Here is a 23,532-nt window from a genome sequence, read left to right on the forward strand (position 1 = left end):
ATTTCCCAGCGCCAAGCTCTTACCAATAGCCTAGCGCCTATGGCCTTTGGCCGCTTTACAACGAATTCAGCATCTCAACCGATGGTGCGAAGAAGTAAGCACCGGTTACCGCGGTAGTGAAGCGCAGAAGCTGATCGGTTTTGCCGTCTGTGTGGCCGTACATGCTCTCTAGCATCGCTTTGAAGTTATGCTGGGTGTGACAGTAGGCAATGAACAGCAAACCGTGGTCGCCGCTTACAGAGCCGTATGGCAGGCTGTGGCGAACAATCTTCAGGCCCTTGCCCTCTTCCTTAATATCGACGCGGCCAACGTGAGAAGCAGCCGGGACATCTTCCAGCTCTACAGAATCTGGCTTGGTGCGGCCAACCACTTTTTCCTGAGCCTGGATGTTCAAGCGGTTCCAAGCCGGCAGGTTATGGACAAAACGCTGCAGCATAACAAAACTACCACCAGCAAAATCACCGTCTTTGATCAGGGCAACATCCTGGCGAGCTTCCAGCGTTTTCGGATTCTCTGTGCCATCAATAAAGTCTGTCATATCACGAGAATCAAGGTACTTGAACCCGTAGGTCTCATCCATGATTTCTACATGCTCGGCGATTGGCGAGATGAACTGGCGCAGTAGATAGAAATTCAAGTCATGGCGGCTTGAATTAAGATGAAGCAACACATCGCCACCAGTTGCAGGCGCCGTGACCTGGCCCTCACCTAGCGGGGCAAAATCATCAAACTCTGCCGGCATACCTTTTTCTAGCGATGTCCAAAACGTCTTGCCAAACGCGATACTCGCACGTAGCTCGGCACCCGGCTGTTGACTGTTGATCTCTTCAACCAAGGTATGGACTTGCTGACAGCGCTCTACAAGTGCCTTGTTATCACCTGTTGCCTTCATGACAACATATAATGCAAATGGTCCTGCTTCAGGCAAAATCAAAGGTTGTGCCGTAGCCATATTTTTCTCCTAGTTTATTATCATTGCTTTACCAGCGTTATACCGCCTAAAGTATATCGATAATACAGCACGGAAAATTGATCATTGTCAGCAGAGTGGGGTTACATAACTCAAATCAATGTGTGTCTCATAGTGATTTTCAATAACTTTAGCTACCACTCCGAGCACATTTCCGCCTCATTGCCGTCGTTACTGAACGAAATAGACGCTGAAAAATGCTGAAATGTTCAACTTGTGTCTATTTTGACCTGCTAAGCTGGATTAAAATTTATACAAACACAACACATTAGCTGATACCAATAACAAGGATTAGATCATGGAGACAGGTTCATCATCATTTCCGACCAAAGATGTGGCAGGTTCCCTCTATCAAGCCAAGCAGACGCAGAAACTGGTAGATATCCACCAAAACAGTGCAAACAAATTTGAGGACGATCCGAAAAAAGATCCTGACACTGTGGTGATTTCAGCCGACAACAAAGCCCAGACCCAGGAAGATCGCCTGATCATCAAAAAGAAAGTGGCTGATGCGATTAACGAACACCGGCCAAAACCTGATTTCTACAGCCAGAGCATCACCCCAGATCCTGGAACAGGCAGTGGCAATGTCCTTGATACCTCGGTGTAACGCTTAGACCCAGCCGTAAATACCAAAAAGCCCGCATTTTGTGCGGGCTTTAAACATTGAGAGGCAATAACAACTTTATACCGATGTCACTTCCACCTGAAGCTTCACTTGCTGGTCGCCGTTGTTATCCAAACCTTCAAACATGGTTGGCGCATTCAATCCAGTGGATAGCGTTGGAGACACCAGCGTCCGCCAGCCACCATCATCTAAACGCTCCTGGACTTTGAACGCAATTTTCACTTCTTCCGCCGAGACTTCCAGTAACTCTGCGCTACCGACCAGCTCGCGGCTGCTTTCTTCGCTGTCGATGTTACTACCGAAAAAGACAGTTTCTTCTCCAGGCAACAGTGACAGCGATGTATTCACCGACTGAGTGCTGCCAGATGCGCCAGTCAGTTCGAAATTCACATCTAGTAGCCAATCGGCCATGGCTAACGGGCTTAGCAGTGCGCTGAACAGCACCAACCCTTTACCCCAATCATTCATCGTACTTACCTCTCTACGGGCTTGTCCACAAATGTATTTCTGACCCTGGAGCTTCTCAGCAGGTACCCTCCAAGCCAGAACGTCAGCAGCAGGCTGACTGCCCGGGTCCAGCTGAAGGCCCCGTGGGTCAACATCAGCTGATACATTTGCAAAACACAATCTGTGGCATAGCTCAGCATCAGGATCCCTTTCCCATGCAGCCATACAAAATTAATTAGTTTTTTATTCTTGTGTCGGTATCCGGCCATCCACATATAGATAAGTGCCGGAAGGCCTATCAACATTGCCAGATAAAGGTTTTCTCGCAATGGATACAAAATTTCCAAGACCTGGGCACCTTGCTGGCGGCTTGCACCAGCCATGACAAAAATGACCCAACCTTTGGCACTGAACAACCAGCACAGCCACAACATGGCAGAAGGTTTCAACAAGCCATGCTTGTCATAGGCGTCTATCGGATATATCACTTACTGTCCCCGTTTCTCACTGCTGCTTATGCAATGGAGGTTTACCCTTGCTATTTCAACAGCCAGTATTACGTTTGGCTGCGTTGGGCATAATTCTATCTTCGGGAGCCGATATAACAACACTGTTCAGTACTAGGCACACCTTAATCTATCTGGTCTCAACTACCAGCCAAAGTGGTAAATTCTGTGGTTCAACGCACTGTTTGGGTGTTCGTCTTGTCGGAATGATCACGTTTTGTGGGATGAGATTGACGAAATTTCTAGTTTTCTTACAAAAGTCACATCAAGAATAATTATGCGCAAATGCTAATGCTTTAGTGGAATAACCATTAATATTCATTATGTTAACGGATATAACCACAAAACACCCTCTGTTCACTTTCTGTTCATATGATGTAAGATTCCTACCTCTTTTGAAGGAGGTAAATTACAGCAATGTGCCAATGACGCTTGTCACGGTATAATCTGGCTGTATGAGTGATGTAGAGGACAAATGATGGCCATCAAGAAGAGTCAAGGGACACCTTCCCCGGAAACCCAAGCTGAAGCAATGAAGATAGCCCGTTCGACACAGAAGCCGGGACAGACCAAAGAGCAAACCAAACTGATCGCCCAGGGGATCCAGCACGGTATTGAACAATACAAGAAACAGCAAAAGGCCAAAGCCCGCGAGCGGGACAAGCTACGCAAAAAGCAGGCAAGAGGTAGAACACAAGACATCGAGCAAACCGCAGCAGACGCGCCAGCGGTAGAACAAGTGGTTGTCAGCAGACAGCATTGGCTACCTTGGCTGTTGCTTATCGTTTCTTGGGCAGGCTTTATTGGCTTTGTTCAATTCAATTAACTCTCATAGGGAGTCAAGGATGATCCAACCACAAGGTTTTCGTTTTATTCCTCTCGCAGTGCTTCTCACTGTGGTAACAGGCTGTGGCAGCCCAGACTCAACCTACCGTGACACGGTTAGAGTGAACCAAATCTGCGGTGAGAAGCCGAACTGCGTCAGTACGCTAGATAACCGTAGGGAGCATGCCCTGGCACCTTTTACGCTCAGTCAAAAAGGCCTGGCGCAATGGGCGCATATCGAACAACTGGCACTCACCCTACCAGGCGCCTCCCTTGCCAAAAAGACCGATGACTATTTTCATATCGAGTGCACCAGCAAAGTCTTCCGCTTTGTTGATGATTTTGAGGTGCAGCGGCAATCAGGCCAACTGACCGTCCGCTCGGAATCCCGCACTGGCTATTCCGATTTCGGTGTCAACCGTGAGCGCGCCGAGGCATTCAGGCAACTGTTGGCACAAGAAGGATATCTGATGGATGGCAAGTAGTTACAACAGTAGCTACACCACAACAATTTATTGAAAGTAATTCTCATTTAGATCTAAAATAAAAGCAGTTGCTTGATGGAAGATCGTTATGAGTATCGCCAGTTATTTGTTGTTCGGTATCTTGGGGCTCCTTATCATGCTCATCATTCAAGGGGTAGAAGCTGTTGTAATGGCTCCTGAAGCTTCCTCAGGGCTCATTTTATGGTTACTGCTAGATGGTATCTGGTTAACCTTGATTGCCATCGGTCTATACCAATGGTGTAAAAGCAAACCGCACAAGCATTAAAAAAGCCATGCAACAGATGCATGGCTTTGTTTATACCGGCGAACTGAACGCTGCCGCTAGATATTTTTGTCCTTGCCCAGCGACAATAGCCAGACACAAATCACAGCTACCGCAGCAAAACCAGACAGGATGATAACAGGCATGGCCGCATAGCCCAGTACATGCCAGAAGATTGATTCTAATGTACTCATTGTTGCTCCTTATCTGAGGCTTACTGCCAGCCTTCAATGCCCGACATATCAGGCAATTTGTGGGCAATGCCCTTGTGGCAATCTACACAGGTCTTGTCGCCCGATGCGAGCGCCGTCGAGTGCTGCTTGGCACTGCGGCTACCCTGCTCGGAAAAGTCCATGTATTCGAATTCGTGGCAGTTACGGCACTCCTGCGAATCATTTTCTTTCATCCGGTGCCACTCGCGGTTGGCCAGGTGACTCCGACGTGCCTCGAACTTCTCCTGAGTGTCAATGGTTCCCATTGCATGGGCCACCAGCTCTTTCGAAGCCTGTACCTTACGCACAATTTTGTCTGTCCAGTTGTGGGGGACGTGACAGTCAGAACAGATTGCACGTACGCCAGAGCGGTTGGCATAGTGGACCGTTTCTCGGATTTCTTTGACAATCGGTGCATGGCAGCCAGCACAGAACTCTTCGGTGTTGGTTGCTTCCATACCGGTGTTAAATGCGCCCCAGAACAGCAAGCCGCCCATAAAGCCCATGAACAAGACCAGGCCGACAGCCACTTTACTCGGCGAGGAGAACCTACGCCAAAATGCTTTCAATAGTTTCATCTTATAGCCCCTTTAGCACTGATGGCTATAATTAGCGCAACGCATCAACACGCTGGAAATCATTTTCAACCAATGGCTTAGCATCAGCCTGTGGTACGTGACACTGCAAGCAGAAATAGCGTGCCGGTGACACATCAGACAGCACCTGGCCTTCACGCGGCGACTGGTAGTGCGTTACGCTGATCTTGGTGGCACCCATTTCATTGGCGTTTTTCCAGCTATGGCAAGCCAGGCACTTGTTAGCATTTTTCGATACTTCGTAGTTACGGATCGTGTGCGGTACCAAAGGTGGCTGGTAAACATAATCGCTGTCGATCGTACCCTGATCACGCGGGTAACGCTTCATTGGGTCCGCCGCACGGGTCGCTTCCAGCTCGCTGGCACCACGCAGTGACTCAAGACCACCGATACCACCTGGGTTGTGCAGCTCTTCTGCACTGTGCACAGCACCAGCCAGCATCATGCCAAATGCCATTACTGCTAGAACTAATCGTTTCATTGTTTTCTCCGCCTTCAGGCTAAATTTGGTAAAGGCAGGGCTGTCCAGCAAGCGACCAGACAACCAAGCTCTTCAATTTAATGCTATTTATACTTTGGTGATCTTCACAGGGCACTTCTTGAAGTCGGTCTGCTTGGATAGCGGATCGGTTGCATCAAGAATCAACTTGTTCACCAAAATACGGGCATCAAAGAATGGAATGAATACTAAGCCCGCAGGTGGACGGTTACGGCCACGGGTCTCTACGCGGCAGCGCACTTCACCACGGCGAGAAGCAACCAGTACTTCATCACCACGACGCAGGCCACGAGACTCAGCATCATCTGGGTGGATGTAACAAAGGGCATCCGGTACCGCTTTGTAAAGCTCTGGAACACGACGCGTCATGGTGCCAGTGTGCCAGTGCTCTAGAACACGGCCGGTTGACATCCATAGGTCATATTCTTCATCTGGCACCTCCGGTGCTGGCTCGAACGGGGCAAAGATAATGTTTGCTTTGCCGTCTTTATGGCCGTAGAAACGGAAGCCTTCACCAGCCGGTACGTAAGAGTCATGGCCTTCCGCGAAACGCCACTGGGTCTCTTTGCCATCAACAACCGGCCAACGCAGGCCGCGTACCTGATGGTAAGTATCGTAAGGTGCCAAGTCGTGTGCTTTACCGCGACCGAATGCCGCATATTCTTCGAACAGGCCTTTCTGCACGTAGAAGCCTTGCGCTTTGGCGTCATCGTTCAATGGCTGGGTTTCAGACATCGGGAATTTATCGACCTGGCCGTTACGGAACAGGATGTCGTACATGGTTTTGCCACGATACTGTGGTGCTTTTGCCAGTAGCTCTTCGCCCCACACTTCCTCGACCTTGAATCGCTTGGAGAATTCCATGATCTGCCAAAGGTCAGACTTAGACTCGCCTTGGGTTTCAACCTGCTGGTACCATGCTTGGGTGCGGCGCTCGGCGTTACCGTAGGCGCCTTCTTTTTCTACCCACATAGCGGTTGGTAGAACAAGATCAGCTGCTTGTGCTGTTGCCGTTGGGTATGGGTCTGAACAAACAATGAAGTTCTCTGGGTTACGGTAACCCGGCAGACGCTCTTCGTTGATGTTCGGGCCAGCCTGCATGTTGTTGTTACACATTACCCAGTAGGCATTCATCTTGCCGTCTTTGAGCATACGGTCGTGCAGTACCGCGTGGTAACCCGGCTTAGGCGGGATCGTCCCTTCTGGCAGTTTCCAAATTTTCTCTGCAACTGCACGGTGCTTAGGATTCGCCACGACCATGTCGGCTGGCAGACGGTGAGCAAAGGTACCCACCTCACGCGCTGTACCACAAGCCGATGGCTGACCCGTTAGCGAGAATGGGCTGTTACCAGGCTGCGAGATCTTACCGGTTAGCAGGTGGATGTTGTAAACCAAGCTGTTCATCCACACACCACGGGTGTGCTGGTTCATACCCATGGTCCACAGTGACATCACCTTGGTATTTGGATCAGCGTACTGCTTCGCTAGCTCGATCAGCTTCTCTTGTGGTACACCCGACATTTCAGACGCTTTCTCGACCGTGTACTCGGCCACAGAGGCTTTGTACTCTTCGAACGTCATCGCGTGCATGGCACCAGAGTTGGCGTTCTTCGCTTTCTGCTGGCGGGGATCTTCGTCACGCAAGCCGTAACCGATATCGGTATCAGCACGCTTGAAGTTAGTGTGCTTGTTCACGAAATCCCAGTTAACTGCATCATTCTGGATGATGTAGTTGGCAATAAAGTTACCAATCGCCAGGTCGGTCTGCGGCTCGAAGATCATGCCGTTGTCAGCCAACTCGAACGAGCGGTGGTAGTAAGTCGACAGTACGTTTACTTTAACGTGTGGGTTGCTCAGGCGGCGATCAGTCAAACGGGTCCACAATACTGGGTGCATCTCCGCCATGTTCGAGCCCCAAAGCACGAACGAGTCTGCATTTTCGAAGTCATCGTAACAGCCCATCGGCTCATCGATACCGAAGGTACGCATGAAGCCAACAACCGCAGAAGCCATACAGTGACGGGCGTTCGGATCGATGTTGTTAGAACGGAAACCTGCTTTCATCATTTTCGATGCAGCATAGCCTTCCATTACTGTCCACTGGCCCGAGCCAAACATACCTACGCCAGAAGGACCGTGCTTCTTCAGCGCTTCTTTCCACTTCTCGGCCATCACGTCGAACGCCTTATCCCAAGATACAGGCTGGAAGTCGCCGTCTTTATGGAACTTGCCGTCTTTCATGCGCAGCATCGGTGTCTGTAGACGATCCTTGCCGTACATGATTTTCGACAGGAAATAGCCTTTGATGCAGTTCAGGCCTTTGTTTACAGCAGCCTCTGGGTCCCCCTGAGTCGCGACCACACGGCCATTCTGCGTACCGACCAGTACTGAACAACCCGTACCACAAAAACGACAAGGCGCTTTATCCCACTTAATTTTGGTTTCGTCAGAACTAACGATTAAGTTAGTTGCTGATGCTGGCAGCGAGATCCCCGCTACGGCTGCTGCCGATGCAGCGGCGTTTGCTTTCACAAACGCACGTCTTGTCATTTTCATGAATCTTCCTCAGATTGCGAGTCGAAGTGTTCGATTTGGTGATACACTAAAAACGTGGTTAAAACGTGTTCTAAGTTATTGATTTTATCTATGGTGTCAGTCACGTAGCCCTGGTTTTCGGTTTCCAGAACCACAACAACCTTCCCTTCTTCACTGTCGCCGTAAATTTCTGCATTCGGCATTGCTGCGATCTGCTCTTTGACAGAGGCCAGATACTCTGGCTTTACATGAACAACCAAGCTGGAAATGTGTACTTCTTGTAATGCCATCGCTAATTCTCTTCGTTATCGTGATCCACCATGGCGATCGCCGATGCCGGGCATACCGACACACATGCGCCACATCCTGTGCAAACTGAGGTATCCAGTTCAGGGCGGGCAACACCGCCCAATTGCAGTTTGAACCGAATCGCCATCACCCCGCAGGCATCGCCACAGCTTCGGCACTCAATATTCTGGTGGGCCAGGCAACCCTCATTAACCTGTGCCACCAAAGGCCATGGCTGCTCTGACTGCGGCTGAAACAACGGCTCGGGACAGGCCTCTGCACAGCGGTAGCAGAATGTGCACTCACCACGCTGAAAGTCGACAGCAGGAAAACCTCCGTCGCCTTTGGCAATAATCTGTGTTTCACATGCATTGATACACTTGTTGCACCGGGTACAGGTGTCGGTGAAGGTTTCTTCATCGACTACCCAGGGCATTCGCTGCAGGTCAGGCTTGCGACGCCGCGTCAACAACCGACGACGGGAACGATCAAACATTGACTCAATCCTTCGTAAAATATTATTAATAAATAGTGATTACGGGCAGCAGCTTGGCTATAAAGCAAGGTGTACCAATAAACCGCTTAAATGAATTACAACAAATATTCACAAGCTGTCATTTTTTTACACGACAAGTGTAAATCCCGTAATAAATGCTTAAATACCTAGTAAGGGCTAATTAGGGGCTAAATTTGTCTTGGATCAATAAATTCAAATGCGCGCCCTCTCACTATAAAAAAGCCAAGTTTTCTATCTGGTGGCTAGCATTTATCTCAATTGCATTGAAAATCACCATTCCATTACTTAAATATAGACCAGACATAAACAGAAAAACGTTTTCTCTTTATCTTTAAGATAGCGATTTAAAAGGAAAATCTGTGAAAAACAGGCCGCTCAAACCCGTCACCACAACGATTGCCAGGGCTATGCTCGCAATCTTGCTTCTTTCTGTGGTTACCACCAGCTTTGCCCTGCTTACCCTTGCATCTAGCTTGAACGATGCCGAGGCGGTCAATGTGTCCGGTTCATTGCGCATGCAGAGCTACCGACTGGCCTACGATATCGAGACTCAATCCCCCCACCTGGAAGCCCACTTGGATATGTTCGAAAAGTCCTTGTTCTCGCCATCCATGGCAGCATTGGAGCACTGGACGGTTCCGACCAATATCAAGATGCATTACTACAACCTGATCGGCCGCTGGGAAGATTTGCACCCCTTGCTGCATGATGGCAATGAACGGCTTTTTCTCAGCGAAGTGGCTAATTTTGTCGACCGGATCGACCAATTTGTCTTCGAATTACAAGAATTTTCGATCATCAAACTTCAGGTATTGTCAGTGGTTGGCGGGCTGGGACTGAGCCTGATCCTTATCGCTGCGCTGTTCACCATTCACTTTACCCAACGCAAGATCGTCACCCCGCTCAACCAAATGGTCACGGCTAGCGAACAGATACAAGAAGGAAAATTCGACCTCACCCTTGATGTAAAAAGTGACAACGAATTAGGTATTTTGGCCGGTACCTTTACCACCATGGCGACGGAGCTCGGCAAGCTATACCGCAACTTGGAAATGAAAGTTGATGAAAAAACCCGTCGCCTGCGCCAAGCCAATGACTCACTACAAGTACTCTATGATTGCTCACAAGAGCTCTCGCAAAGCCGCCTGAGTACCAAGAACTTCGCAGTCATGCTAGACACCCTGCTTGATATCGAGGGGCTGACCGCCGCCAAGCTAATTATTGAAGAGAACAGCGGCAACAATACCGAAATCACCGCAGGCGAGCCCTCGGGCAATAACTGGCATTACCATGATCTAGATCTCGATGGCCAGGTACTCGGTCAACTGTGGTGGCAAGACACCCTGCCTTGCCCCGATAAAAGCTTGATAGAGAACATTTCCCGTACCTTAGCCCGGGGGATCTTCTTCAATCGGGCACAAAAGCAGTCGGAGCAATTATTATTGATGGAAGAGCGTGCTACGATTGCACGTGAACTTCACGATTCTTTGGCACAATCACTGTCTTATCTCAAAATCCAAGTTACCCTGCTAAAAAGGCAACTTGGCCAAGGTGAGCAGCAACAGGCCATGGCGATCATCAGTGATATTGATCAAGGCCTATCAGGCGCTTACACCCAGCTAAGAGAGCTATTGGGTACTTTCCGCCTGACTATCAAAGAAGCAAATTTTGGTGAAGCACTGGTAGAGATGCTAAAACCATTGGAAGAGCAGAGTAACGCTTTGCTGATTATTGATAACCAACTTTCATCACTGAGTTTGGATGCCCACCATCAGGTGCACTTACTGCAATTGATCAGGGAAGCAACTCTAAACGCAATCAAGCATGCGCAGGCAGACGAAATCATCATTACCTGCCGGCAAGAGTTAGATACGGTCACAATTACTATCAGCGATGACGGAATAGGTTTTAACCCGGCCGATGAAAAGCTCAATCATTATGGCCTAGCAATTATGACCGAGCGGGCATCACGCCTTCACGGTACACTGGAAATAAATACAACCAAGGGCACTGGCTGCGAAGTCACCCTTCAATTTCAGCCCGAATCCCAAGGATAACAATATGACGTGTTGGAAAATTATGATTGTCGATGATCACCCATTAATGCGCAGGGGGATCAGCCAGCTTCTCAGCTTTGAAAGCGACTTCGAGATGGTTGGCGAAGCCAGCAACGGTGCCGATGCCGTTCTGCTCGCCCAGGAGAAGGAACCCGACTTGATCCTGCTTGACCTCAACATGAAAGGCATGTCGGGTCTTGATACCCTCAATGCAATGCGCGCCGAAGGGATCCAGGCCCGAATTGTCGTATTAACCGTTTCCGATAGCCGCTCCGACGTTAAGGCCTTGGTCAACGCCGGCGCCGATGGCTACCTGCTAAAAGATACCGAGCCGGATCAGCTTATTGCCCTGCTTAAACAAGCGATGTGTGGCGGACAGGCTTTCAGTGATCTGGTACGTGAGTACCTGGCAGACAGCGCTGAGCAAGACTCCCTACTCGACTCTCTGACCGACCGTGAAATGCAGATCCTAAAAGAAGTGGCTAAGGGTTATCGCAACAAGCAGATTGCCGACAACCTGTTCATTTCAGAAGCAACCGTAAAGGTCCACATGAAGAGCTTGCTGAAAAAACTGCAGGTAAAATCAAGAACTGCCGCCACAGTGCTTTATCTGGAATCACAAGGTCAGTAATGGGAAAAGCCGGGACTTTGGCCGCTTTACTGTCGGCAATGGTATTGGCGGGGTGCAGTACCTCGCCCCTATTAGCAGACGCGAGTAACGTGGCTTTGACATGGGATGCCAATGACATACACAACACCTGTAAAAGGCGTGGAACGCTTATCGGCTCTCAGGGGAGTTGGTATAACTATTGGCTAATCAGTGACAGGGATCTGACTCAGGGCGCGCTCAACCAACTGCGCAACCAGGCTGCTGAGCTAGGAGCCAATACGGTTTCATTGTATAGCCCGCCAGACTTTTCGACGTCCGTGACGTTAATTGGCAATGCCTATTATTGCGAATAGCACAGATATAAAAAAACCGCACTCTGCGGTTTTTTTTTTAACTCGAGACGGAAGAGATAATATCCCTTTCTTTCGATTCAACCCAGTGAACATCAAAGGGTCCCCAGTCGCTTAGCTGATAATAGCCATCATTGTGACGCTTACCATCTTGGACAAAGGCCAATTCAATGCCAAACCCCGGCAGGGCTTTAAGCACATCCTGAATGGTACGACGTGGCCAACCGGTAATTTCAATCAGCTTAGGAACATTGGGACGATCAAGCTGCTCCACAAGCAAAGCAAGATAAAGACGACGGGCAAAAACCGGATTCAATTCCATTGAGACCTCCATAATTTGAGGTTTTTATTATTCCGACTTCTGCCTGCAGGGTGTTGAGTTTGATCAATATGAGGGAGGATTTCCCTGTTTTGGTCGTTATTTTCGGTGATCGCGGTCGCAAAATTTAGGAACGTGTCATTTGAGAAACAAAAAAGACATGTTTAAACAACAACTTGAAATATCACACAAAAATAAATCTCTAGCCAAATTGTAGGCGCAAATGATTAATGCGCCCACTGTGAACTCAGGCCCTAAACTAGAAAGTGTAACCGGCGGTTACCATAAACACCCATGGGTCAATATCGGTGCTGATCTTCTGGGGCTCGCCACCAGCCTTGAACTTCACATCAGTGCCGATATCGGCATACCACACCGAAGCACCGAAGAACCAGTTATCCTTCACCTGGTAATCGATACCTACATTGGCGGCAAGGCCCCATGAATCTTCCAATTTAAGATCACTCAACTGGGCACTTTTACCGGTACCATTAAAATCTTCATTGAAGAAAGTGGTGTAGTTGAGACCAGCACCGACATACGGGCGGAATTTGCTACTGCTGTCCATAAAATAGTACTGAAGCATCAGTGTCGGTGGCAGGTGTTCAACGTCTGCAATTTTACCGACACCGTTTAGCGAAACACTGTGCCTGAACGGGGTTGCCGCCAGCAGCTCAACACTGATGTTGTCTGTCAGCATATATCCCACAGTAATACCCAGCTGGGTATTTGAATCGATGCCAAACTCACCGAGACCAAGTACATCATCACTGCTTTCGTTCGGAACCACCGTTGCCGTACCGGCACGGACCAAGATGTCACCTTGCTTGTGTGCCATAGCCTGAGGGGCAACCATCATTGCGGCCAGGGTAGCGACGGCACATAGATTCTTTTTCATTATTATTGACTCCATTCCTTTTGAATCCCGACATGGGGAAAAATTGGGCTTCACGTTAAGCGGTTCAAAATGTAACCATTTAGAAACACAACAGTATTGATTGAAATCAATTTATAAAAATTAGTGATAACAAATAACTTTTGATACAGATCAATTACTTAAAACAGCTGCTTTGCACGAAAGATGTGTGTAGCAAAAAATGTTTCCAACCCTACCCAAAAACATTTAAATGGCTCGCAGAAATAGCTGTCCATCAATAGCCATCACGACAGCAAAAAGGACTTTTTTGTTACTGATAATTATGCACTGACAGGCTTATCAAATGCTCATTCGCGTAGTTTGTCTCCTATACTTTGGGCAAACCCACCTTCCCCTAAAGGCACCGCCATGACCCCTGCTTTCTGGTGCATTATCACCATGATATTGATTAACTATTTACTGGCAGGCGTCGGCGGCTGGTTAACCGTCCGCCAAACCGGCAAGCTTGATATCAACCAACCGCGAATCCAAGACCGAGAGCTCACTGGTGCCGCCTCACGGGTAAAAGCTGCCCAGGCCAACGGTTGGGAAATCCTGACAGTATTCTCGAGCTGTGTGTTCATCGCCCACTTGGCAGGGGTACCCGCCCATGAATCCGCCCTCCCCGCGTATCTGTTTATCATCAGCCGGGTGCTTTACTTCATTTGCTATGCCTTTAGGCTCAGCCCATGGCGAACTATCGTATTCGTGATCGGGATCCTGGCCAATATCTGGCTGATTAAACTGGCTATACACTATGGCGGCTGAAGCCGTTGCACCCCATGGCTATTCCCGCTATAAAGGGAGACCAAGTTCACAAAATAAGTCAGCCAGAATAACTATGAGTACAATTGCTTACGGCATCAAAAATTGCGACACCATCAAGAAAATGAAGAAGTGGCTAGAAGCCGAAAACATTGAATACACCTTCCATGACTACCGTGCCGATGGCCTTGACCGTGGCATGCTAGAGCAGTTTGAGGCCGAGCTAGGCTGGGAAGCCATGGTCAACAAGCGCGGAACGACATACCGCCAGCTGAGCGACGAGCAAAAAGCCGGTCTTGATCAGCAAAGCGCAATCGAATTGATGCTGGAGCACCCGGCAATGATCAAGCGCCCGCTGTTGGTTCACAATAACAGCTACCATCTGGGCTTCAAGCCAGCCCAGTACCAAGAAATCTTCCAAACGAATTAAGAAAGGATACAAGGATGTCAGATAGCCCGGTTCTCGCCCTGGCGAAAGACTTTATCAGCCGCCAGTCAGTGACCCCTGAAGATGCTGGCTGCCAGGACGTGATGATCGAGCGCCTGGAAAAGCTCGGTTTTAACATCGAAACCATGGTGTTCGAAGATACCACCAACCTCTGGGCCCGCCGCGGCACGGAAGCTCCGCTGTTTGTTTTTGCCGGCCATACCGATGTGGTACCAGCCGGTAGCCTTGATAAGTGGCATACCGCCCCCTTCGAGCCAACCATCATCGACGGCTACCTTCATGGCCGCGGCGCAGCCGATATGAAAGGCTCGCTGGCCTGCATGATTGTGGCGATTGAGCGATTCCTTGCCGAAAACCCTGATCACAAAGGCTCTATCGCTTTGTTGATCACCTCGGACGAAGAAGGCCCGTTCATCAACGGTACGACCCGTGTGATTGATACACTGGAAGCCCGTAATGAAAAAATCGACATGTGTATTGTCGGTGAACCATCAAGCACCCATGCTGTGGGCGATGTGGTGAAGAACGGCCGCCGTGGTTCGATTACCGGTGATGTCAATATCAAGGGCACCCAGGGTCATGTCGCCTACCCTCACCTGGCCGATAACCCGGTTCACCGTGCTATGCCGGCACTGGCCGAACTGGCCGCGACAACGTGGGACAACGGCAATGCCTACTTCCCACCGACCAGCTTCCAGATAGCCAACCTGTCTGCCGGCACTGGCGCATCGAACGTGATCCCGGGCGAGTTCCACGTCCAGTTCAACTTCCGCTTCAGCACCGAGTTGACCGCCGATGATATCAAGCGCAAGGTTCACTCGGTACTCGATGCCCACGGCCTTGATTACGACCTGGCCTGGACTTTCAGCGGCCACCCGTTCCTGACCGACGAAGGAAGCTTGCTTGATGCCGTCGTGGAGTCTATCGAGGAAGTGAACCACAAAAAACCGGAGCTACTGACTACAGGCGGTACCTCCGATGGCCGTTTCATAGCCCGTACCGGTGCGCAAGTTATCGAGCTCGGCCCTGTCAATGCAACCATCCACAAAGTGAATGAGTGTGTGAAAGTCGCTGATCTGGAAAAGCTGACCGACATGTACCAGAAAGTGATGGAAAAAGTCCTTTAATGGTTAGCCACCCAAGCCAAGCCCGGCAGCACACTGCCGGGCAACTGACCGGGCAAGAGACCAGTCATCTGGTCTCTGTCAATCCTGATGGCGGGCATCCTTTTGTCCACCAGCAAATGCTACCCGCCTTTGAGGCATTAAAAGAAGCAGCCAACAAGGCTGGCTTTGATCTCCAGATTGCCAGCGCCTTTCGTCCGTTCGAGCGCCAGCTGCTAATTTGGAACAACAAGTATTCCGGCAAACGGCCGCTGCTTGACAGCAACAGCCAACCGATTGACCCAAGCTCCCTTACTGAGCTTGAAAAAATCCACGCGATAATGCGTTGGTCAGCCCTGCCCGGCGCAAGTCGCCACCATTGGGGCACCGATATTGATGTCTATGCGGCAAACTGCTTGCCGGAAGGCGTGCAACTACAGCTTGAGCCATGGGAGTACCAAACCGGAGGCCACCAAGCCGAGTTCAGCCAATGGCTCAGTAGCAATATGGCACGCTTTGGCTTCTACCTGCCCTATGCAGAAGATCGCCATGGCGTCGCATGCGAACCCTGGCATATCAGCTACTTCCCGGTTAGCAAATATTTACTTTTACAGCTCACACCAGACCTGCTCAAGCGCACACTTAGCCAATTTGAGCTTGAAGGAAAGTCGCACATCCTGGAAAACCTTGATAGTCTCTATAGTAGGTACATAGAGAATATCTGTGAGGTGTAAATGGAATGGCTACTCAACCCGTGGGTTATCAGCATCATCGTCGTCAGCGTGGTGGTCAGTAACATTGCGGCGCTGAAATACACCGCAAACATGAAATTTGGCTACAAGGACAAAGTCAAATACATGTACGACAAAAACAAGCGCGAACAAGAACTTGATGAGCTGATCGAAAAGCAAGCAGCTAATGACGAAGACCAAGACTTAAAAAAACTCAAAGATCAGGCATAAAAAAACGAGAGCATCACGATGCTCTCGTTTTTTTATATCTAAATCAGTCTGACTCAAAGCTATTCGGAGCAATGAGTTCTAAGTCAGGTTATCTAGAACAAAGAGCAAGCGCGGAGTTTACGGATGTAAATGAGCACTTCCGATGCAGGTATCGCATTAACTGGCGACGATAAATCAATTAAGCTCGAGGGAGATAGTCTGCGATACCCACCCACTTATAGCTCGTCAGCTCTTCCAGTCCCATCGGACCACGAGCATGCAACTTCTGAGTCGATACCGCCACCTCTGCACCTAGGCCAAACTGTGCGCCATCGGTGAAGCGCGTTGACGCATTCACATAAACTGCCGCAGAACCTGCTGCATTAACAAAACGCTCTGCCGCCATCAAATCATTAGTCATGATCGCATCAGAGTGGCTGGCGTTATGCTTGCGCATATGGGCAATTGCCTCTTCCACATCTTTAACGATCTTGATACCTAGCGTGAAGCTCAACCATTCAGTGTCAAAGTCCCCTTCAGCGACACGGCGCAGGCTTGCCGCTTTACCTTCAAGCAGCTCGTAGGCATTCTCGTCAGCAACCATATCCACATTGCTGGCATTCAGGCGTTCCGCCAAACGAGGCAAGAAGGCTTCTGCCACTTGCTCGTTAACCAACAGAGTATCCAGAGCATTACAGGCCGATGGGCGCTGTACCTTGGCGTTCTCCACCACATCAAGGGTACGAGACAGATCTGCCGTTGCATCTACATACACATGGCTGATACCAAATCCACCGATGATCACCGGAATCGTGCTGTTTTCCTTACACATCTTGTGCAAGCCAGCACCACCACGCGGGATGATCATATCGACATACTGATCCATCTTCAGCAACTGGGAAACCAGCTCACGGTCTGGTTTTTCAATATACTGTACCGAGGCCGTAGGCAGCCCTGCTTTCTCTAGCGCTACCTGGATCACTTTGACCAGTTCCATATTTGAATGGAACGTCTCGCGGCCACCGCGCAGAATACTGGCGTTACCCGTTTTCAGGCACAACGCAGCAATATCAATGGTGACATTCGGACGCGCTTCATAAATCACCCCCACGACACCAAGAGGGACACGGCGGCGGCTCAGGCGCATACCGTTTTCCAGTACCTTGCTATCTAGCTCGGCACCAACCGGATCATTTAGGCTGATCACATTGCGTACGTCGTTGGCGATACCGGCCAAACGGTCGGCATTGAGCAAGAGGCGGTCTACCAAAGCATCGGTCATACCTGCATCTTTTGCCGCTGCAATATCTTTGGCGTTGGCAGCCAGAATGACGTCTTGGTTGGCTTCCAGCTCATCGGCAATCACCGCCAATGCACGGTTTTTCTGTTCGGTTGCTGCCGTTGCCAGTTCAAAAGCAGCCTGCTGCGCCGCTTGGCCCATCAGTTCAAGATTCATGTTCTTTTCCCTTACGTTTCAATAGGTGTTAGATGACTACCAAGTCGTCACGGTGTACAGCAACAGGGCCATATTCATAACCCAACACCTGATAAATATCCTGGCTGTGTTTGCCGGCAATTTTCGCCAAATCTTTACTCGAGTAACGGCTTATACCCCGTGCCAGCAGCTCCCCCTGAGCATTGAAAACCCGAGCCACTTCACCACGCTCGAACTCACCTTTTACTTCGGTGATCCCTTTCGATAGCAAGCTACTGCCCCGCTGTTGTACTGCCGCCGCTGCACCTTGGTCGATCACAATATCACCCGCTGGCGGGGGACCAGCCAAGATCCAACGCTTACGGCTTTCAAGCGGTGATTCCAGTGGCAAGAAGCGTGTGCCGACCGAAATGCCTTGGGCCAGATCAGCCACCACATCCGGGCGACTCCCTGCAGCGATAATCACTTCGATACCAGCACGGCGGGCAACATCCGCAGCCTGCAACTTAGTGGCCATACCGCCAGTACCAAGTCCACCAACACTGCCACCGGCAATCTTGCGCAAGGTTTCGTCGATGGTATGAACCTCGCGGATCAGCTCTGCCTCAGGGTTATTACGCGGATCGGCAGTAAACAGGCCCGGCTGATCGGTCAACAGCAGCAGCTTATCGGCACCAGCCAAAATACCCACCAAAGCCGACAAGTTGTCGTTATCACCCACTTTGATTTCAGTCGTCGCAACCGCATCGTTTTCGTTAACAACCGGGATAATGCCGTTATCCAACAGGGCGACAAGCATATCGCGGGCATTGAGGTAACGCTCACGGTCGTCTAGGTCAGCACGGGTCAGCAGCATCTGCCCCACGTGCAGGCCATAGATACCGAACAGGCTTTCCCACTCTTGGATCAGGCGGCTCTGGCCAACCGCAGCCAGCAGCTGCTTGCTCGCCATGTTTTTGGGCAGCTCGGGGTATCCTAAATGTTCGCGGCCGGCGGCAATCGCGCCTGAAGTTACAATAATGACCTTGTGGCCCTGCCGACGCAGTTGTGCGCACTGGCGAACCAACTCAACCATATGGGCACGATCCAGCTTTAGCGTACCGCCAGTCAATACGCTGGTACCCAGCTTGACCACGATAGTCTGTGAACTGTGCCTAACCTCTTGGTTTTGAGACCCATCTTTGGAGTCTGCGGTTACCAAGCCCTTGTTTTGCTCATTTAGGATATTTGTCTCTGCCATGGGGATAAAACAAAAAGAAAAGTAGAATGATGTTGTATCAATACCCTTTATAAATCACAAGAAAAATGCGCCAATCAGGCGCATTTTTCTTCATTTAACGTAAGGCTGGAAATCAGGCTACGCTACCAAGCTCTGGCTCCTTGAGCACTTTGGAAGGAGATAATGTCAACTCGAACTCATCTTGCAGCAAACCTTCTAATTTCGGATAAAAATCTTCTAACGTTTGCTGTACCGCTTTCTCATGTTTGGCGGGTACCGGATCTTTGACCCATTCGCCAGCACCGTCATAACGACCGAAGCCATAATGATATTCAAAGCCTTCGTTATTGGCTTCCATGATAAACCACCAGCCCCAGAATTCGCGCTCTTCGGGTGCCTTTTTGGCGCTGACACAGCTCGACAGGCAGTCAAAGAAAAAATGCCCTTCAGAAGACAGAGGCTGACGCAAGTAGGGTCCCAAGGCCGTCAGCTTAGTCATCAAACGCCCGTGCGGCGGGAAAGTTTTTTCTGTCGTCATAATCATCTCCATCCCTAGCAATAAATTACCTAATCCATTTAAGCTGTAAACCGCTCATTTGGCAACAATTTATTTACAACTAATGACACTGCCTACTCTGCTAGCTTTTCCTTCAGCCAATCAACCACCGTTGTCATGGCACGGTGGTAACCATCGTGCAGCGGCTTATCCGGCAAGGTGATCGCCTTTCCACCACGGCTCGACATCGCAATAAGCTGGTTATCAAACTCCGAGCAAACAGGATCACTTTTCAGGCCAATTCCCAGCATCGGCACATCAATCTTACGGCGGCCCAGCAAGCCCTGGTGTTTGAGTGACCACGCAGGAAGGTGGGACACCAGGCTGGCCTTCGACACCCCATGCTTGCCAAGGCGCGATGCAATCATATCAAGGTACATCCGTGGCATCGCATCCAGCCGCTTAGGATCGGCCAAACCACTGTGAATAATACCTCCGATGCTGATACAGGTTTTCAGGCGAGTCGGCTCAAGGAAACCAAGCCTTATCGCAGCATTGCCGCCAAATCGAAGGCCCAACATGGCAACCCGGGTGTGATCAACCCAAGGCACATCTTTCACCTGCTGCAACAAGGCTTGGTGCAAGCGACTGGTGTCTTCCGTCAAAGACCATTGGCTACTGTGACCGACAGACGGCATATCTAAAGTAATCATCGCAAAGCCGGCAGGCCCGAGGTATTTTTGGTACAGGCGAAGCAGATCAGACTGAAGGGTATCCAGGCCGCCGCTGACGATTACCGTCGGCAATAACTTGTCGGTACAAGGCAGGTGAATGAAAGCCTGGAAGGTTTTATTTTCGTATTTGACATCAATGGTACGCATCTGGTGCGGCATATTGTCCATGGCATCGCGATAGGCTTGATTCGCTTGCAATTCAGCCTGGGCTGCCAAATCATCTCCTTTCAGGTGGGGATAAGCCGCGATACTGTAATACATACTGGCGGTAATGAGTTGCTCGGCCGCCTTTTCCTTTTCACCTTGATCCAATAAAGCGCGTGCCGCTTTATGGTACATCCCCCCCGACTGGCACCACTCATATACCCAGTTGCCCGGCTTGTAGCCAATAACGGTATCGAGCAAATCATCGCGGGTACGCGGGGCTTCGGAGTTGGCGATTCTTGCCAGAATAGCCTCAAGTTCAATCGGATCGATGCCCTGCCAGATCCACTGCGGACGGCGCATCACCCGGTACCAGCCGATCTCGGTATCGCCATCCAGCGCATTGTGGATTGGGGCATCGACAACATGTGCCAACTTCACCAGGCTCGATGTTTCTTTGGACGTTTGCCTTGGGGCAAAGAGCTTTTCGGAAAGATTGGTTTTGGACGGTTCAGACACGTTCTGCTCCATATCGGTTCACACATACCTACTATGCAGGCCCGAGCACTTCCGGTCTATAGCAAAAGCACGTTATTCCGGTTGGCCTTGGGGATGTGCTTATTGTGGTTATATTTTTGAAGTATACCACCCAACAGATACTTACTGCATGATCAGGCAGACAAATCCCACTTGTTGCAGAAGCAGTACTGAAGATATTCAGGAGTCAGCTATGCTTTTACTTACCTATCAGTACTTCATACGGTGGTAAGTATGCGATATGCCCTATGTCTTTGTGCTTCGCTTTTTTTCTCTTCGTCAGTCCTCGCTTTTGGTAGCGGTGGCTCCCTGGGGGGCAACCCCGGAGAGGCATCCGGTGGCGTCAATGCCAAAACCCCACTTTGCCTTGATGTAATGGGCGAGCGAATTCCCGACAGCTACCAAACGAAATACCTACGCCAATGCAAGATAACCGGGAATACCATGGTTGATCTCATCAACTTCAACAACTATTACCGCAACAAACCCAATGGCGAATCGCTGTCGGACATTAAAGCCAAAGCCAGCTAATCTCCCGGAATTGCAGGCATAAAAAAAGGAGCCGATGGCTCCTTTTTTAGTCTTTAGTCGCTTTAAGCGATATTATTTTTTCGCGATTGGATCAACGAAAGTCACGGCCATATCCCATGGCTGCTCGATCCAAGTTTCCTGCGGGATGTCTACCACATAGTCATCAACCAGGTGCTTACCTGCAGGCTTCGCACATACCGTCACGAATTTCGCTTTCGGGTACATGTGACGGATCATTTCCGCTGTACCGCCAGTGTCCACCAGATCATCGATAACGATGAAACCTTCACCATCACCTTCAGCCTGCTTCAGTACTTTCATCTCACGCTGGTGATCGTGGTCGTAGCTTGAGATACATACTGTATCAACATAACGAATACCAAGTTCACGCGCCAAGATTGCAGATGGAACCAAGCCACCACGGCTAACGGCAATGATACCTTTCCACTGGTCTGCAGGGAGCAATTTCTCTGCTAGCTGGCGGGTATACATTTGCATGTTGTCCCAAGTGATGATGAACTTATTACTCATATCCGATGAACCTCTGAGTCAGCAGAAAACTGCTGTATGTATTTATTTACTGTTATAGAAAAATAATTTTAGCTACAAATAGGGCTGCAATAACCCAAACGCTAATATTTACATCGCGACCTTTGCCACTCATCGTTTTGACGGCAGCGTAGGTGATAAAGCCAAGGCCAATACCTTCAGCGATGGAGTATGTTAACGGCATCAGTAGGCAAACTACAACTACTGGTGCTGCTTCTGTTAAGTCACGCCAGTCAACGCTAACCAAACCAGACATCATCAGGATGGCTACGTAGAACAGGGCACCTGCTGTCGCATAGGCAGGCACCATACCTGCTAGCGGTGCAAAGAACAATGCCAACAGGAACAAAACGCCAACCGTTACAGCGGTAAGACCGGTACGGCCCCCCACAGCGACACCCGATACACTCTCAACGTAAGAAGTCGTGTTCGATGTCCCCAATACCGCACCTACAGAAGTTGCAGTACTGTCTGCCAATAGCGCACGGTTCAGGCGAGGTAGCTTGCCGTCTTTATCGATCAATTCTGCTTTCGTTGCCACACCAACCAAGGTGCCCGCAGTGTCGAACAGGTCAACGAACAAGAACGCGAACACAACCGAAATCAAACCGACTTCCAGTGCACCAGAGAAATCCATCTGCATGAAAGTCGGCGCAATGCTTGGTGGCGCCGATACAATACCGCCGTACGCCACTTCACCCACCAGCACACTGATAGCGGTGACAGCCAAAATCGCGATAAGTACCGCCGCTTTGTAACCACGGTGTACCAGGGCAATGGTCAGGAAGAAGCCCAGTGATGCCATCGCAGCCGGGAAGCTGGTGAAATCACCCACTTGTACCAGCGTTGCCGGGTTGTCGACCACAATGCCTGAGCTTTGCAGGGCGATAAACGCCAGGAACAAACCAATACCCGCCGAGATCCCGATACGCAGCGCATGAGGAATGGAGTTGATAATCCACTCACGAACTCGCAGTACACTCAGGGCAATAAAGCACAGACCCGATAGGAATACCGCCGCCAGCGCAACCTGCCATGTATGCCCCATGCCTAAAACAACACCGTAGGTGAAGAATGCATTCAGGCCCATACCCGGCGCCTGAGCCACTGGGTAGTTAGCCACAAAGCCCATGATGAAACAGCCCACAACCGCAGCCAGACAGGTCGCGACAAATACCGCGCCTTGGTCCATACCCGTCGCCGACAGCATAGATGGGTTTACAAAAATGATGTAAGCCATCGTCAAGAAGGTAGTCAGACCCGCTAGCAGCTCGGTACGGACATCGGTACCGTTCTCTTTGAGTTTAAAAAGTTTCTCAAGCATTGCTCTCGATTCCTTGGAGATATTAAGCAATTGATAGTGGTTTAAGGGATGAGCCGAAGCCGGTTTCTCGGTTTCCACACATCACGAATTTTCAAGAAATAGAAAACGATTGCGTCCCTATTTTGGGTGGCGATTATATGCTCGATAATTGTCAATTTCCAGTAAATAACGCAATTATCATCAACGAATGCGAACAACCGAATAAAAAACCGACCGAGCATCGGCAAGCAGAAATATAAACAATTAAAAACAACAACTTGCAT

At 49.9% G+C, this 23,532-nt stretch carries 30 protein-coding genes; 13 read left to right on the forward strand and 17 right to left on the reverse strand.

Translation table 11 applies throughout. From position 1 onward, the window contains the following. Positions 1 to 55 precede the first annotated feature (55 nt). On the reverse strand, positions 56 to 952 hold the full coding sequence (locus R2X38_RS19390; RefSeq protein WP_317523994.1) for a Dyp-type peroxidase: 897 nt from the start codon (positions 950 to 952) through the stop codon (positions 56 to 58). Positions 953 to 1,268: 316 nt separating this feature from the next. Between R2X38_RS19390 and R2X38_RS19395 the strand changes: the two genes are divergently transcribed. Next, positions 1,269 to 1,580: a hypothetical protein gene (locus R2X38_RS19395; RefSeq protein ID WP_317523995.1), complete on the forward strand. Its 312-nt coding sequence runs from the start codon at positions 1,269 to 1,271 to the stop codon at positions 1,578 to 1,580. A gap of 75 nt (positions 1,581 to 1,655) precedes the next feature. Here R2X38_RS19395 and R2X38_RS19400 read toward each other — a convergent pair whose 3' ends face one another. Next, positions 1,656 to 2,066, reverse strand: a complete 411-nt coding sequence (locus R2X38_RS19400; protein WP_317523996.1) for a hypothetical protein — start codon at positions 2,064 to 2,066, stop codon at positions 1,656 to 1,658. 5 nt (positions 2,067 to 2,071) lie between these two features. Further along, the gene (locus R2X38_RS19405; protein WP_317523997.1) at positions 2,072 to 2,533 is read right to left on the reverse strand and encodes a DUF2919 domain-containing protein; all 462 of its coding nucleotides are present in this window, start codon (positions 2,531 to 2,533) and stop codon (positions 2,072 to 2,074) included. Positions 2,534 to 3,029: 496 nt separating this feature from the next. On the opposite strand from R2X38_RS19405, the gene R2X38_RS19410 reads away from it, so the two are divergent. The 3 genes from R2X38_RS19410 to R2X38_RS19420 all read left to right on the forward strand — a co-directional run bounded on the left by R2X38_RS19410 (position 3,030) and on the right by R2X38_RS19420 (position 4,147). Further along, positions 3,030 to 3,377 (forward strand): DUF2956 domain-containing protein, encoded by a 348-nt coding sequence (locus R2X38_RS19410; protein ID WP_317523998.1) that lies wholly within the window; start codon positions 3,030 to 3,032, stop codon positions 3,375 to 3,377. 19 nt (positions 3,378 to 3,396) lie between these two features. Continuing rightward, positions 3,397 to 3,861 carry a DUF1499 domain-containing protein gene (locus R2X38_RS19415; protein WP_317524000.1) on the forward strand — a complete coding sequence of 155 codons (465 nt, stop codon included), beginning with the start codon at positions 3,397 to 3,399 and terminating at the stop codon, positions 3,859 to 3,861. A gap of 88 nt (positions 3,862 to 3,949) precedes the next feature. After that, the gene (locus R2X38_RS19420) at positions 3,950 to 4,147 is read left to right on the forward strand and encodes a hypothetical protein (protein WP_317524002.1); all 198 of its coding nucleotides are present in this window, start codon (positions 3,950 to 3,952) and stop codon (positions 4,145 to 4,147) included. A gap of 56 nt (positions 4,148 to 4,203) precedes the next feature. On the opposite strand, the gene R2X38_RS19425 is transcribed toward R2X38_RS19420, so the two are convergent. The 6 genes from R2X38_RS19425 to napF form a co-directional block, all read right to left on the reverse strand. Then, a complete protein-coding gene (locus R2X38_RS19425) occupies positions 4,204 to 4,338 on the reverse strand; it encodes a TIGR02808 family protein (RefSeq protein WP_107299272.1) in 135 nt (44 codons plus the stop codon). A 20-nt stretch (positions 4,339 to 4,358) separates the two neighbouring features. After that, the gene (locus tag R2X38_RS19430) at positions 4,359 to 4,934 is read right to left on the reverse strand and encodes a NapC/NirT family cytochrome c (protein ID WP_317524003.1); all 576 of its coding nucleotides are present in this window, start codon (positions 4,932 to 4,934) and stop codon (positions 4,359 to 4,361) included. 31 nt (positions 4,935 to 4,965) lie between these two features. After that, positions 4,966 to 5,409 carry a nitrate reductase cytochrome c-type subunit gene (locus tag R2X38_RS19435; RefSeq protein ID WP_411185580.1) on the reverse strand — a complete coding sequence of 148 codons (444 nt, stop codon included), beginning with the start codon at positions 5,407 to 5,409 and terminating at the stop codon, positions 4,966 to 4,968. Positions 5,410 to 5,520: 111 nt separating this feature from the next. After that, a complete protein-coding gene (gene napA / locus R2X38_RS19440; RefSeq protein WP_317524004.1) occupies positions 5,521 to 8,007 on the reverse strand; it encodes a periplasmic nitrate reductase subunit alpha in 2,487 nt (828 codons plus the stop codon). Further along, entirely contained in the window at positions 8,004 to 8,276 is a 273-nt protein-coding gene (locus R2X38_RS19445) for a chaperone NapD (RefSeq protein ID WP_317524005.1), read from the reverse strand. The genes napA and R2X38_RS19445 overlap by 4 nt, the downstream gene beginning before the upstream one ends. Before the next feature lie 2 nt (positions 8,277 to 8,278). Then, complete coding sequence (napF, locus tag R2X38_RS19450) at positions 8,279 to 8,770, reverse strand: ferredoxin-type protein NapF (RefSeq protein WP_317524006.1); 492 nt, start codon at positions 8,768 to 8,770, stop codon at positions 8,279 to 8,281. A gap of 380 nt (positions 8,771 to 9,150) precedes the next feature. Here napF and narQ point away from each other — a divergent pair, with 380 nt between their 5' ends. The 3 genes from narQ to R2X38_RS19465 are packed head-to-tail and all read left to right on the forward strand — an operon-like array spanning position 9,151 to position 11,811. Next, entirely contained in the window at positions 9,151 to 10,848 is a 1,698-nt protein-coding gene (gene narQ, locus R2X38_RS19455) for a nitrate/nitrite two-component system sensor histidine kinase NarQ (protein ID WP_317524007.1), read from the forward strand. A gap of 4 nt (positions 10,849 to 10,852) precedes the next feature. Beyond that, positions 10,853 to 11,479, forward strand: a complete 627-nt coding sequence (locus R2X38_RS19460) for a response regulator (protein WP_317524008.1) — start codon at positions 10,853 to 10,855, stop codon at positions 11,477 to 11,479. After that, positions 11,479 to 11,811: a DUF4156 domain-containing protein gene (locus R2X38_RS19465; RefSeq protein ID WP_317524009.1), complete on the forward strand. Its 333-nt coding sequence runs from the start codon at positions 11,479 to 11,481 to the stop codon at positions 11,809 to 11,811. Before R2X38_RS19460 ends, R2X38_RS19465 begins: the two co-directional genes overlap by 1 nt. A gap of 37 nt (positions 11,812 to 11,848) precedes the next feature. Here the strand turns inward: R2X38_RS19465 and R2X38_RS19470 are convergent, their stop codons facing one another. Both R2X38_RS19470 and ompW read right to left on the reverse strand, forming a co-directional pair. Beyond that, the gene (locus R2X38_RS19470) at positions 11,849 to 12,130 is read right to left on the reverse strand and encodes a helix-turn-helix domain-containing protein (RefSeq protein ID WP_317524010.1); all 282 of its coding nucleotides are present in this window, start codon (positions 12,128 to 12,130) and stop codon (positions 11,849 to 11,851) included. Between the two features lie 256 nt (positions 12,131 to 12,386). Then, the gene (gene ompW, locus R2X38_RS19475; protein WP_317524011.1) at positions 12,387 to 13,025 is read right to left on the reverse strand and encodes an outer membrane protein OmpW; all 639 of its coding nucleotides are present in this window, start codon (positions 13,023 to 13,025) and stop codon (positions 12,387 to 12,389) included. Between the two features lie 387 nt (positions 13,026 to 13,412). On the opposite strand from ompW, the gene R2X38_RS19480 reads away from it, so the two are divergent. The 5 genes from R2X38_RS19480 (at position 13,413) to R2X38_RS19500 (ending at position 16,321) form a co-directional block, all read left to right on the forward strand. Further along, positions 13,413 to 13,811 carry an MAPEG family protein gene (locus R2X38_RS19480; protein ID WP_317524012.1) on the forward strand — a complete coding sequence of 133 codons (399 nt, stop codon included), beginning with the start codon at positions 13,413 to 13,415 and terminating at the stop codon, positions 13,809 to 13,811. Positions 13,812 to 13,884: 73 nt separating this feature from the next. Further along, the gene (locus R2X38_RS19485) at positions 13,885 to 14,238 is read left to right on the forward strand and encodes an ArsC family reductase (RefSeq protein ID WP_039460641.1); all 354 of its coding nucleotides are present in this window, start codon (positions 13,885 to 13,887) and stop codon (positions 14,236 to 14,238) included. A gap of 14 nt (positions 14,239 to 14,252) precedes the next feature. Continuing rightward, positions 14,253 to 15,383 (forward strand): succinyl-diaminopimelate desuccinylase, encoded by a 1,131-nt coding sequence (gene dapE / locus R2X38_RS19490; RefSeq protein ID WP_317524013.1) that lies wholly within the window; start codon positions 14,253 to 14,255, stop codon positions 15,381 to 15,383. Continuing rightward, the gene (locus R2X38_RS19495; RefSeq protein ID WP_317524014.1) at positions 15,383 to 16,093 is read left to right on the forward strand and encodes a M15 family metallopeptidase; all 711 of its coding nucleotides are present in this window, start codon (positions 15,383 to 15,385) and stop codon (positions 16,091 to 16,093) included. Before dapE ends, R2X38_RS19495 begins: the two co-directional genes overlap by 1 nt. After that, positions 16,094 to 16,321 carry a DUF2897 family protein gene (locus R2X38_RS19500; RefSeq protein ID WP_317524015.1) on the forward strand — a complete coding sequence of 76 codons (228 nt, stop codon included), beginning with the start codon at positions 16,094 to 16,096 and terminating at the stop codon, positions 16,319 to 16,321. It abuts the gene before it with no gap. 178 nt (positions 16,322 to 16,499) lie between these two features. Here the strand turns inward: R2X38_RS19500 and R2X38_RS19505 are convergent, their stop codons facing one another. The 4 genes from R2X38_RS19505 to frsA form a co-directional block, all read right to left on the reverse strand. Further along, entirely contained in the window at positions 16,500 to 17,756 is a 1,257-nt protein-coding gene (locus R2X38_RS19505) for a glutamate-5-semialdehyde dehydrogenase (RefSeq protein WP_317524016.1), read from the reverse strand. 28 nt (positions 17,757 to 17,784) lie between these two features. After that, a complete protein-coding gene (gene proB, locus R2X38_RS19510; protein ID WP_317524017.1) occupies positions 17,785 to 18,975 on the reverse strand; it encodes a glutamate 5-kinase in 1,191 nt (396 codons plus the stop codon). Between the two features lie 112 nt (positions 18,976 to 19,087). Continuing rightward, complete coding sequence (crl, locus tag R2X38_RS19515; RefSeq protein WP_317524018.1) at positions 19,088 to 19,492, reverse strand: sigma factor-binding protein Crl; 405 nt, start codon at positions 19,490 to 19,492, stop codon at positions 19,088 to 19,090. A gap of 92 nt (positions 19,493 to 19,584) precedes the next feature. Beyond that, entirely contained in the window at positions 19,585 to 20,847 is a 1,263-nt protein-coding gene (frsA, locus tag R2X38_RS19520; RefSeq protein WP_317524019.1) for an esterase FrsA, read from the reverse strand. A gap of 252 nt (positions 20,848 to 21,099) precedes the next feature. Here frsA and R2X38_RS19525 point away from each other — a divergent pair, with 252 nt between their 5' ends. Then, positions 21,100 to 21,396 (forward strand): hypothetical protein, encoded by a 297-nt coding sequence (locus R2X38_RS19525; protein ID WP_317524020.1) that lies wholly within the window; start codon positions 21,100 to 21,102, stop codon positions 21,394 to 21,396. Between the two features lie 72 nt (positions 21,397 to 21,468). Here the strand turns inward: R2X38_RS19525 and gpt are convergent, their stop codons facing one another. Then, a complete protein-coding gene (gpt, locus tag R2X38_RS19530) occupies positions 21,469 to 21,927 on the reverse strand; it encodes a xanthine phosphoribosyltransferase (RefSeq protein WP_107299254.1) in 459 nt (152 codons plus the stop codon). Positions 21,928 to 21,979: 52 nt separating this feature from the next. Next, on the reverse strand, positions 21,980 to 23,269 hold the full coding sequence (locus tag R2X38_RS19535; RefSeq protein ID WP_317524021.1) for an NCS2 family permease: 1,290 nt from the start codon (positions 23,267 to 23,269) through the stop codon (positions 21,980 to 21,982). Positions 23,270 to 23,532: the final 263 nt, after the last annotated feature.

It is taken from the genome of Photobacterium rosenbergii, assembly GCF_033022775.1.
Classification (GTDB): Bacteria; Pseudomonadota; Gammaproteobacteria; order Enterobacterales; family Vibrionaceae; genus Photobacterium; species Photobacterium rosenbergii_A.

Coding starts and splice junctions, on each gene's coding strand:
- R2X38_RS19390 (WP_317523994.1), bottom strand. CDS start 952: ATGGCTACGGCACAACCTTTGATTTTGCCTGAAGCAGGACCATTTGCA.
- R2X38_RS19395 (WP_317523995.1), top strand. CDS start 1,269: ATGGAGACAGGTTCATCATCATTTCCGACCAAAGATGTGGCAGGTTCC.
- R2X38_RS19400 (WP_317523996.1), bottom strand. CDS start 2,066: ATGAATGATTGGGGTAAAGGGTTGGTGCTGTTCAGCGCACTGCTAAGC.
- R2X38_RS19410 (WP_317523998.1), top strand. CDS start 3,030: ATGGCCATCAAGAAGAGTCAAGGGACACCTTCCCCGGAAACCCAAGCT.
- R2X38_RS19415 (WP_317524000.1), top strand. CDS start 3,397: ATGATCCAACCACAAGGTTTTCGTTTTATTCCTCTCGCAGTGCTTCTC.
- R2X38_RS19420 (WP_317524002.1), top strand. CDS start 3,950: ATGAGTATCGCCAGTTATTTGTTGTTCGGTATCTTGGGGCTCCTTATC.
- R2X38_RS19425 (WP_107299272.1), bottom strand. CDS start 4,338: ATGAGTACATTAGAATCAATCTTCTGGCATGTACTGGGCTATGCGGCC.
- R2X38_RS19430 (WP_317524003.1), bottom strand. CDS start 4,934: ATGAAACTATTGAAAGCATTTTGGCGTAGGTTCTCCTCGCCGAGTAAA.
- R2X38_RS19435 (WP_411185580.1), bottom strand. CDS start 5,409: ATGGCATTTGGCATGATGCTGGCTGGTGCTGTGCACAGTGCAGAAGAG.
- napA (WP_317524004.1), bottom strand. CDS start 8,007: ATGAAAATGACAAGACGTGCGTTTGTGAAAGCAAACGCCGCTGCATCG.
- R2X38_RS19445 (WP_317524005.1), bottom strand. CDS start 8,276: ATGGCATTACAAGAAGTACACATTTCCAGCTTGGTTGTTCATGTAAAG.
- napF (WP_317524006.1), bottom strand. CDS start 8,770: ATGTTTGATCGTTCCCGTCGTCGGTTGTTGACGCGGCGTCGCAAGCCT.
- R2X38_RS19460 (WP_317524008.1), top strand. CDS start 10,853: ATGACGTGTTGGAAAATTATGATTGTCGATGATCACCCATTAATGCGC.
- R2X38_RS19465 (WP_317524009.1), top strand. CDS start 11,479: ATGGGAAAAGCCGGGACTTTGGCCGCTTTACTGTCGGCAATGGTATTG.
- R2X38_RS19470 (WP_317524010.1), bottom strand. CDS start 12,130: ATGGAATTGAATCCGGTTTTTGCCCGTCGTCTTTATCTTGCTTTGCTT.
- ompW (WP_317524011.1), bottom strand. CDS start 13,025: ATGAAAAAGAATCTATGTGCCGTCGCTACCCTGGCCGCAATGATGGTT.
- R2X38_RS19480 (WP_317524012.1), top strand. CDS start 13,413: ATGACCCCTGCTTTCTGGTGCATTATCACCATGATATTGATTAACTAT.
- R2X38_RS19485 (WP_039460641.1), top strand. CDS start 13,885: ATGAGTACAATTGCTTACGGCATCAAAAATTGCGACACCATCAAGAAA.
- dapE (WP_317524013.1), top strand. CDS start 14,253: ATGTCAGATAGCCCGGTTCTCGCCCTGGCGAAAGACTTTATCAGCCGC.
- R2X38_RS19495 (WP_317524014.1), top strand. CDS start 15,383: ATGGTTAGCCACCCAAGCCAAGCCCGGCAGCACACTGCCGGGCAACTG.
- R2X38_RS19500 (WP_317524015.1), top strand. CDS start 16,094: ATGGAATGGCTACTCAACCCGTGGGTTATCAGCATCATCGTCGTCAGC.
- R2X38_RS19505 (WP_317524016.1), bottom strand. CDS start 17,756: ATGAATCTTGAACTGATGGGCCAAGCGGCGCAGCAGGCTGCTTTTGAA.
- proB (WP_317524017.1), bottom strand. CDS start 18,975: ATGGCAGAGACAAATATCCTAAATGAGCAAAACAAGGGCTTGGTAACC.
- crl (WP_317524018.1), bottom strand. CDS start 19,492: ATGACGACAGAAAAAACTTTCCCGCCGCACGGGCGTTTGATGACTAAG.
- R2X38_RS19525 (WP_317524020.1), top strand. CDS start 21,100: ATGCGATATGCCCTATGTCTTTGTGCTTCGCTTTTTTTCTCTTCGTCA.
- gpt (WP_107299254.1), bottom strand. CDS start 21,927: ATGAGTAATAAGTTCATCATCACTTGGGACAACATGCAAATGTATACC.
- R2X38_RS19535 (WP_317524021.1), bottom strand. CDS start 23,269: ATGCTTGAGAAACTTTTTAAACTCAAAGAGAACGGTACCGATGTCCGT.